This is a genomic window from Bradyrhizobium sp. SUTN9-2 (assembly GCF_003122645.1).
GTDB lineage: Bacteria > Pseudomonadota > Alphaproteobacteria > Rhizobiales > Xanthobacteraceae > Bradyrhizobium > Bradyrhizobium yuanmingense.
On the sequence record NZ_LAXE01000001.1, the window covers coordinates 3124129 to 3132054 of the forward strand.

The following is a 7926-nucleotide window of genomic DNA, read 5'->3' on the forward strand; positions in this document are numbered from 1 at the left end:
GTGTCACCTCCTGCTGCTCCGCACACAGTAAAGATGCATCGAGTACCAGACTCCCGCAAACGGATGATATCTCAGATATTGCGGTGCGCACCATCTAACACAAGTCGATTTGAGGACCGCTTAGGGTCAAAGGCCGCCGATTTGCCCTGCGGTCGGGCGCTTCCGGTTTACCCCGTTTCCGGACAACTCGTCGCTACGCCCCAATGGAAGCGATGGGCCACAAGCAGACCTCCGCTCCGACCACAACGAGATTCGCTAAGTGCTTCAAGCGGAAGCGACATTCGTTTGCGCACCGAGCATTTGCGCACAAGGCCGACGTCGGACGGAATATGAGAAGACCGTGCGAGCGAGACGCGCTTAAGGCTTGCGGCGGATCTGATAGAGAACGAAGCGCCCGGACCTGTCTGATTCCTTCAACATCTCCGGCAGCGGATTGGCCGTGCCAGTGCCGAGCAGATAAAGGTAGTCGTAATCTCGATACCAGGTGCGGACGAGGGCACGGTCATCAAGCGCCGTCTTCTGGCCTGTGGCGATTGCGCTCAGTACGCGTATCGGCACGGGCGCGCCATTGGGAATCGAGAGACGGCGGACCCCGGCACGTGTCTGAATCGGCTGCTTGCCGGTCTCGGTGAATACGTGCGGCACGAAGGCATTCGCGTAATGCACCGCAAGCGTCGGCGCATAATACATTGGATACTGGGTAAGGTCCTCGAATGGTGGATCCTCGGTCTCTCCGGTAATCCCAATCAGTACCTTCGAACCAGGATTGATCTTTTGAAACGACGCGATCATGGCCGAATATTCCGAACGGTAGGACAGCCAGACCTCCAGCACGATGGCCAGATTGGCCAGCGTGATGCCTCCGACAATGGCGAGCGCAGTCATCCTCCCTCGTCGGTTCGGCAGTGACAGCGAGCAGAACGCGGGCAGGATCAAAGCTGCCGCGGGAAGAATACGAATGTCTGCGAACGCCGTGCCAAATAGCCTTGGCGGAATCGCAAGATAAAGGAGTCCGAAGCCACTTGCGATCCAGATCCCGGGGCTGCAGCTTTAGCATGCCGCAGCTGATGGCGAGATATAACGCCGTCATGAGCACGATCGCGCTGGCGCCAGAGACGGCCATGTTGTAGCCGTTCATGATGAAAAATAGCCAGGGCAGCTTGTGGTCAAAGTTCCAAAAGGTGCCCTCGCTTCCGACAGAGCCCGCGGTCAGTCGCATGACCACCAACAGCGCGGCAGCAGGGAGTGCAAGCGTCGCGAGCCGGAGCGCGACGTCGTTGTAAGGCACCTTCCGATCGAAGGCGCGCCACAATTCATAGAGTCCAAGCGTCGCACCATAGATTCCCAATGCAAAGAAATGCGCGGTGAACAGCACCACCACGAAAACCGTGTTGACAGCGCAACGTACCGAGGCTGGCCGCTCGGCGGCCAACAGATAGGCGGCGATGCCCCAGAGCGCGATGGCCAGCGCAGATTCGAAGTTGACGAACCCCCACGTGAACGGCAGGCAATAGAGAAACAAGAGCGCCGCGAAACCGGCGAGGTGAACGCGCCGCTTCACAGCCCATTCGAGCGCAAGCGCGCCGCCAACGATCAGCATCTGGGTGAAAAGAAGAAACAGCCGGGTTGCGTTCTCGGCGCCGATCAGCCGCGCCATAGAGGGGACCACCAAGTCCATTGCCAAGTTGGGATAGAAGGCCCAGGCCGCCTCATAATATGGATTGGCGTTGGGGGTGCCCATCTGACTCAGAAGTTGCATGCGGACGACGTGGTTGACGTAGTCGCCCATCGCCGGAATAGGAGTCAGAAGGGTGGGAAGAAGCGAGGCGACGGCCAGCAGAGCGAACGCAGCGGTCGCAACCGATCGATCGGAGCGAGCGCTGCGATCAATGAGATTTTCTACGATCAGGAGAGCTGGTACATTCACGCGCTAATTCCGGGTATTTGAACCCGGACTGGTTGTTATTTTGATATACATTCAGCTATGGTAGAATCTCTTAACAATCGGTTAAATGGTTGAGTGATGGGTTTATTGCTACTATCCAAAGAGCTTGAGTTCCGCTTTGGGTCAAAGGCTGCCCTCGGGAGCCCGCATGCCCTTGGTCGGATCATCTCTTGGGAGCGGATGTCGCCGCGGCCTGGGCTGAGGTCAGTCACGTTCCAAAACGGACATCCCGCATACTTCCGAATCGTTTGAAGTGCGGTGAGCGTCAGGTAAAACTTGGCGTTGTGGAACTGTCGTGTCCGCTCGCACGGGGAGAATGCGCGTGAAGGAACTGGCAGGAAAGACGGCATTCGTGACCGGTGCGGCGTCCGGCATTGGATTGGGGATAGCGACCGCTTTCGCCCAGGCTGGCGCGAAAGTGATGCTTTGCGATATTGAAGAGGCCGCGCTGTCCGCAGCGCTCGAGCAACTGCGGCTCACCAACGTCGATGTCGACGGCGTGAAGGCAGACGTCTCGCTTAAAGCCGAACTCGCGGCGGCCGCAGAAGCCACCACCGTCCGCTACGGCAAGGTCCATATTCTCGTCAACAACGCGGGCGTCGGCGGTGGTGGGCCCTACGGCAGCTGGACCGATGCGGCGTGGAATTGGACGATGGGCGTCAACCTGATGGCGACCATTTGGGGGATCGAGATCTTCGGGCCGTTGATCGAGCAGCATGGCGAGGGTGGACATATCGTCTCCACAGCCTCGATCGCAGGCGTCATTTCAGGAGCGAGCACTGCATACAACGTTTCAAAGTATGGCGTTGTCGCGCTGTCCGAGGGATTGCGGCAAGAGCTCGCGCCCCGCGGAATTGGCGTATCGGTATTGTGTCCCGGGTACATCCGCACTCAAATCATGAACTCGAGCCGCAACCTCCCCAAGCGCTTCGAGGGGGCAGTCCGAGCCCCGCCGACTTCGGGCCCGATTGCCGAACGCATTAATCAGATCCGGGAACGCGTCACTCAAGGTATCGACCCCCTCTATGTCGGCGAACTCGTCCGCGAAGGCGTCGAAAACGACTGGCCCTATATCTTCACCGACCTCGAATTTGAGCCGATAGTCGAAGCGCGCTTCGCCGGAATCAAGCAAGGCTTTGACCATATCCGCGGGCGCTCCCCGAAGCGTTGAGTGCGCAAACTTTCTCCTACCTGATCGGTGTGTTCATGGGGTGATGGCGCTGAGACGATTCTGTGAGTCATCACGCCATGTCCGCTCCGGGTCAAAAGCTGCCCAGGCCGGGGGGCGCCGAAGGTCCGCTATTGAGGCAGAACCAGTCCCATCCACTTTCTGAGGGAGGCGCTAGCGGACTGCGGCTGCAGGATGGTCACCACTCGGAACGACCCAGTCGATCGCCAGGAGGCAGGCTTCGACTATGACAAACGAGAGTAGGCCCCCAATCCATCCGAAAAAGACGACCGCGAAAGTTGCAATCAAAATCGCGCAGAATACATCGGCCAGCACCTTAGCTGCGCGTTCGCCTTTGTCCTGTTTGGATGTGAAATAGGGGCATGGTCTCCTCCGGGCGCTTCACTGGTCCGGACTTAGCCACACCTGCGAGCGGCCGTCCACTCCCTCAGGGGTACCGCATTACCGAGCGTCCTATCTCCCGCTATGGGTCGCAAGCGGCGGTCCTGGCAAGCGCAGCCGTACGCCCGGTTAAAGGCAATAGCCGACAAGCATCGGAATTGCCGTTCTACGGCGAGGGCGGGCCGCAGGCAGGAAGCCCACCCGTAAATTTCCCAAGTGTCGGATTTTCGCTCGCTGGTTAACTGGTGCGGATCGAGCGCCGCATTATGAAAACACCGAAGCCGAAACAATGGGCCGAGCAGGAGGTCCGACGATTGATCGCGCTGGCTCGGCAGGGAGTCGGCGCAGCGAGGATAGCCGCCGAACTCGGCCGCCACACCGGATCGGTGAGGCGCATGGCGCGAACGTTGGGACTGCTGTTGAAGAAGTAGCCCCCGAGCAATCTTGAGCGCAGCGCGGCAGACCTGCAGACCAAAGCCCCCGACCTCCCGCTGCGAGCGGGCCTGCAATTCGCGCAGAGCTGGAACTTAGATTGCAACAATATCATTCCGACGACGGTCACCAAGACTCGCCCGTTCACTCCATTCAGGGGCGTGCAACAGCTGAGGTCCGCTGTCAGAACGGAGTCGGACGAGCTTGCGCACCTGGAAGGTTAGGCCAGAGGCGGACAGGCCTTGCCGAGCACTGTCAGTTGAAGCCCTCGATGTAGGCGCGAACTCCGGACGCGTCGTCCGCCGCAGCGGCGCAGATGCCTATTGCGTGGATTTCGGGAGGTACGCCAAAGTTCGCGCTAATCCGCATATCCACCATCATCGAGGCAACCGCCTCACGTGCCCGACCAACGTTCAGCAGCCAGAGCGCATGTTCCTTGCTTTGCTCTACGTATTCTTTTCGAGTCATTGCCAACACACTAGTCTTCAGGCCGAAAGTTCGTTCAATTGGGCGTCAGCATCGCATGCTTTCCTTGGAATGACTACCTCGCGTAGGTTGCCGGCCCATTCCATCTCGGCCCGTCAGAGGCGAGTTGCAACAAATCGCCCCCTCAAGGGGAGCGCCCGCCCTCTTCAAGGAAGATTCGAAAAGGCAGCCTGAACGTCCGCTGAGGGTCAGAAGCGTCGGTCTGTCGTTCCACTGCAAACGTCCGCTCTGCACTGTAAAGTGACATCTAGCGGTAGCGCCTCAAGGGAAGCCGCGGCTTACAGTTGCCGCCAAACCCCCACTTCCGTTGGCAAGACGCTCCCGCCCGTTGATCGGGTTTACCAGAGTGATCGAGGGCGCGCGGCGGTCGCAATCAGTCCAATTCCGAGCGAATCTCGGTCATCAACCCGAAGTAGCTTTGACCGTTGAAGCGATCCTCACATCTTCACGTCCTCTCCGCCTTGAAATTGGAGTTGCCATGTGCCGTTTGCCCAACGACACGATCACGCTGACACTCCCGCAAGTTAGCTTCGAAGCCTTATTCGGCGACCCTGAGTTCCCGGCCAATGCGCATGGCGGCAACGACACCATTACGATCAACATCGAGGCCATGACGTTCGTCAACCTGGTGGGCGATACTGCGACCTTGCTGGATCATTCCCAAGGCGGCAACGACACACTCAGGGTGAACATCGACGGCTCGCTCAACACCGTCATCATCGACGGCGATGCACAATCCATGTCAGGCCATGCCAGGGGCGGCAACGACACGGTGATCGGCGACAGCACGGGCTCGGTTCGCAGCGGCTTCACACTCTATGGGGACGCCGAGGGTGCCATGTCTGACCACGTGCAGGGCGGCAACGACATCGTCATCGGCGCGTTCGGCGGCCGATCATTGAACACTCTGGTGGGCGATGGCACAACCATGTCCGGGCACGTCCATGGCGGCAACGACACGCTGATCGCTCTCCAGACCGGCCAGACCGGCTCGGCAATTCTGTACGGCGATGCCTTCGGCATGGCCGATCACGCGCACGGTGGCAATGATAACCTCACCTTCACGATCGGGGACGAAGCCCAGCCCGGAGGCGGGAGATTATACGGCGATGGGGGTGGGCTCTCGGGTGATGCACGTGGCGGGAACGATACCCTCACCGTGGTCGATCTCCATGGCAATCTTCACTTCTATTCCTTCCTGCTGATTGGCGATGTCGATTCCATGTTCGGCAATGCGCAGGGGCGTAAGGGATTGTACAAGAAATAGCTCATCTGCCTGCGGGCCTCCGTTTGCGGACGCACAACCGCGCCGGCGTCGGCACCTTCAGCACCCCCGCGGCGATCAGAGCAATTTACGTGATCTGGATGCGCTCGTTTCCAGTAACGCCGTCTGCCGCATGCGCACCAATTTGGCCTGCCGTAGGCCACCGTTCCACCCCTTGTGAGGAACGACAGAACCCACCAAAATCGAGGGATTGCCTATTGGAGATTTCAAATGCCCCTTACTACCGATCCGTCTCGCGATATCGAGTTCCGACTTTTCGAAGGTATCGCGTTTGCGATGTTGGACAGCGAACAGCGCGTCCTTTGCTTCGTCACTTGGGCTGCCTTGCTCGATCGCGCCGCAAAGGATGGGACCCGTCAAACGGACCTCAGAGGCACGTTTGAGCAGTACCGTTGGAAAATCGAAGCGATCGCGAGCGGGAATTACGACCAGGGGGAAACCAGGCCCGTGGTCCGTACCGAGCAGCTCACCCCGCCCTAACGGCTCCTGCGGATTTATGGCCCGCAGCTCCGACGCTGGCGGCGAGCCGCGCTGCGGCTTCCGGGGTCGGCCCAAAGGGCGAGCTTCAACGTGCTTCACGCTGCGGCCTTAAGGCCTCATTCCTTGATTCAGGAATAAATCATGACACGTGGTGCGAGCGGGAGGGAGCAAAATCGCGCCTTTTCACAGCCGGTAGATAATTCGTGGTCGGCTCTTTGACCCGCCGCGACTCAGGCGTGCCCCCCAATCGAAAGCTACTACGCTGGTATGGCAAGATAGCCCTCGCAACGCGGGCGAAGGAAAAGGGGCGCCTACGCAAAACCTCGAAGGTGAATGTCGGCCGGGCGATCTACCTTTCGGGTGACAGCCATCTCCCACGGGTGATGGGATCAATCCATGTCCCGGTTATCTCAAACTTCGGATTTGTTGGGCGAGGGGCGCGAAGTCCCATTGCGCTGCGCGTTCGACAGTTTGCTAGCCATCGACGAGCGTGCAGTTGGCATTCCGGAGAATCCTGGAAGTCGCGGTTGGTCAGAGCTAGCTTGCTCCATTGCCCGCTCAGGGACAGACCATAGTGCGCGCCCTCCGAGGTGCAACGAGAGGGCCAAAGTTGAGATCGTAAGATCTGAGGGGCAACCCTCTCGACTAATTCCCTGTTGAAGATTTCACCGGATTCCTCCGAGGCGTAATAGTGAGCGCGATAGCCGGACGGTCCATTGAATATCCAATCGTAAAGTGAGGCCGAACAAGGGAAGGCTATCCGCACCCGAATATAACCAGGCTTCTCATCGGCAGCCTCCGGCCAAAGCTCTCCTTTGTTGATGCGCGAGCGCGCCTCGACAGCGATTAGATCAAGCAATCTCTCGCCGTCCGGTGAAGCATCCAGATGCGAACGGCGATCTTGCGGAAGATCGTACATCCAATCTGTTGCTGGAATCCGAACTCTCATGACTTGCCGGAAGAGCATCGATGGACAGATGCTCCCGGAACCGGAGAGCGGGCGCAAGAGAAAGCTGCTGGGGATTACCGACAGCTTTCGTCTTAGTCGAGATATTTGGCGATCTGCTCCAGCGAAGCGTTATAGCGCTCGCCGAGCACACAGAAATTCTGACCGGAATCGACGAGCATGTATTCGCCGAAATCGTCCGCGTGAACCGATCGGCTCCGGGATTTTCAGATAGTGTACCCCGCCCGGTGAGATCGAGCTCGCAGAGCGCTTTCGTTTCATTGACGGCATGTGAGCGCTCCGGCTTGGTTGAAAAGGAGGCCGGTTGAAACCCCAATCACGCTCGCTTCAACATGGCCCTAGGGCCATACCTTTCCGCGCCACAAGACCGACCTGGTTGGGATTGGCACGCCGGATCAGTTCGCGAATCATATCGCGGTCGAATGCGCCGGCAATGCGCGCGGATTTCCCCAATCGGCCAAGCGTTCAGCGGCCAGACCTGAGACCAGCCTGCGCCTACTAGTGCAACACGCGGCCGGCCTCCGCGAGCCGGCCCCTTTCTCTCAGCTCCTCGAGCTCCTCGATCGCCTCCAGCAAACGCACCAGCTCACGGGCAGTATGTGTCAAACGGGGCTTCGGTTGCTTTGAAATCCGGACTCGCTGTCCCATCGGTGCACGCCTCTGCGCTGGGGACGTGCAATTCGCAAGGAGTGTGCCACCCCATGAAAGGGGGTGGATTTTTAACGCGCCGAGGCCGTTGCTTGGGAGATAGCCGTCCAGGT

The 7926-nt window shown here is 59.1% G+C and carries 5 protein-coding genes; 3 read left to right on the top strand and 2 right to left on the bottom strand.

Going from position 1 to position 7926, the window contains the following annotated elements:
- Positions 1 to 505 precede the first annotated feature (505 nt).
- Positions 506 to 1927 carry a hypothetical protein gene (locus XF30_RS14305; RefSeq protein WP_244608953.1) on the bottom strand — a complete coding sequence of 474 codons (1422 nt, stop codon included), beginning with the start codon at positions 1925 to 1927 and terminating at the stop codon, positions 506 to 508.
- Between the two features lie 334 nt (positions 1928 to 2261).
- Here XF30_RS14305 and XF30_RS14310 point away from each other — a divergent pair, with 334 nt between their 5' ends.
- Positions 2262 to 3116 carry an SDR family NAD(P)-dependent oxidoreductase gene (locus XF30_RS14310; RefSeq protein ID WP_244608954.1) on the top strand — a complete coding sequence of 285 codons (855 nt, stop codon included), beginning with the start codon at positions 2262 to 2264 and terminating at the stop codon, positions 3114 to 3116.
- 1086 nt (positions 3117 to 4202) lie between these two features.
- On the opposite strand, the gene XF30_RS14320 is transcribed toward XF30_RS14310, so the two are convergent.
- Positions 4203 to 4424, bottom strand: coding sequence for a hypothetical protein (locus XF30_RS14320; RefSeq protein WP_146207707.1), 222 nt, complete (start codon positions 4422 to 4424; stop codon positions 4203 to 4205).
- A gap of 487 nt (positions 4425 to 4911) precedes the next feature.
- Here XF30_RS14320 and XF30_RS14325 point away from each other — a divergent pair, with 487 nt between their 5' ends.
- Positions 4912 to 5700, top strand: coding sequence for a hypothetical protein (locus tag XF30_RS14325; protein WP_146207708.1), 789 nt, complete (start codon positions 4912 to 4914; stop codon positions 5698 to 5700).
- Between the two features lie 228 nt (positions 5701 to 5928).
- Positions 5929 to 6198 carry a DUF1488 family protein gene (locus XF30_RS14330; RefSeq protein WP_109143103.1) on the top strand — a complete coding sequence of 90 codons (270 nt, stop codon included), beginning with the start codon at positions 5929 to 5931 and terminating at the stop codon, positions 6196 to 6198.
- Positions 6199 to 7926 lie beyond the last annotated feature (1728 nt).

Coding starts and splice junctions, on each gene's coding strand:
- XF30_RS14330 (WP_109143103.1), top strand. CDS start 5,929: ATGCCCCTTACTACCGATCCGTCTCGCGATATCGAGTTCCGACTTTTC.
- XF30_RS14325 (WP_146207708.1), top strand. CDS start 4,912: ATGTGCCGTTTGCCCAACGACACGATCACGCTGACACTCCCGCAAGTT.
- XF30_RS14310 (WP_244608954.1), top strand. CDS start 2,262: ATGCGCGTGAAGGAACTGGCAGGAAAGACGGCATTCGTGACCGGTGCG.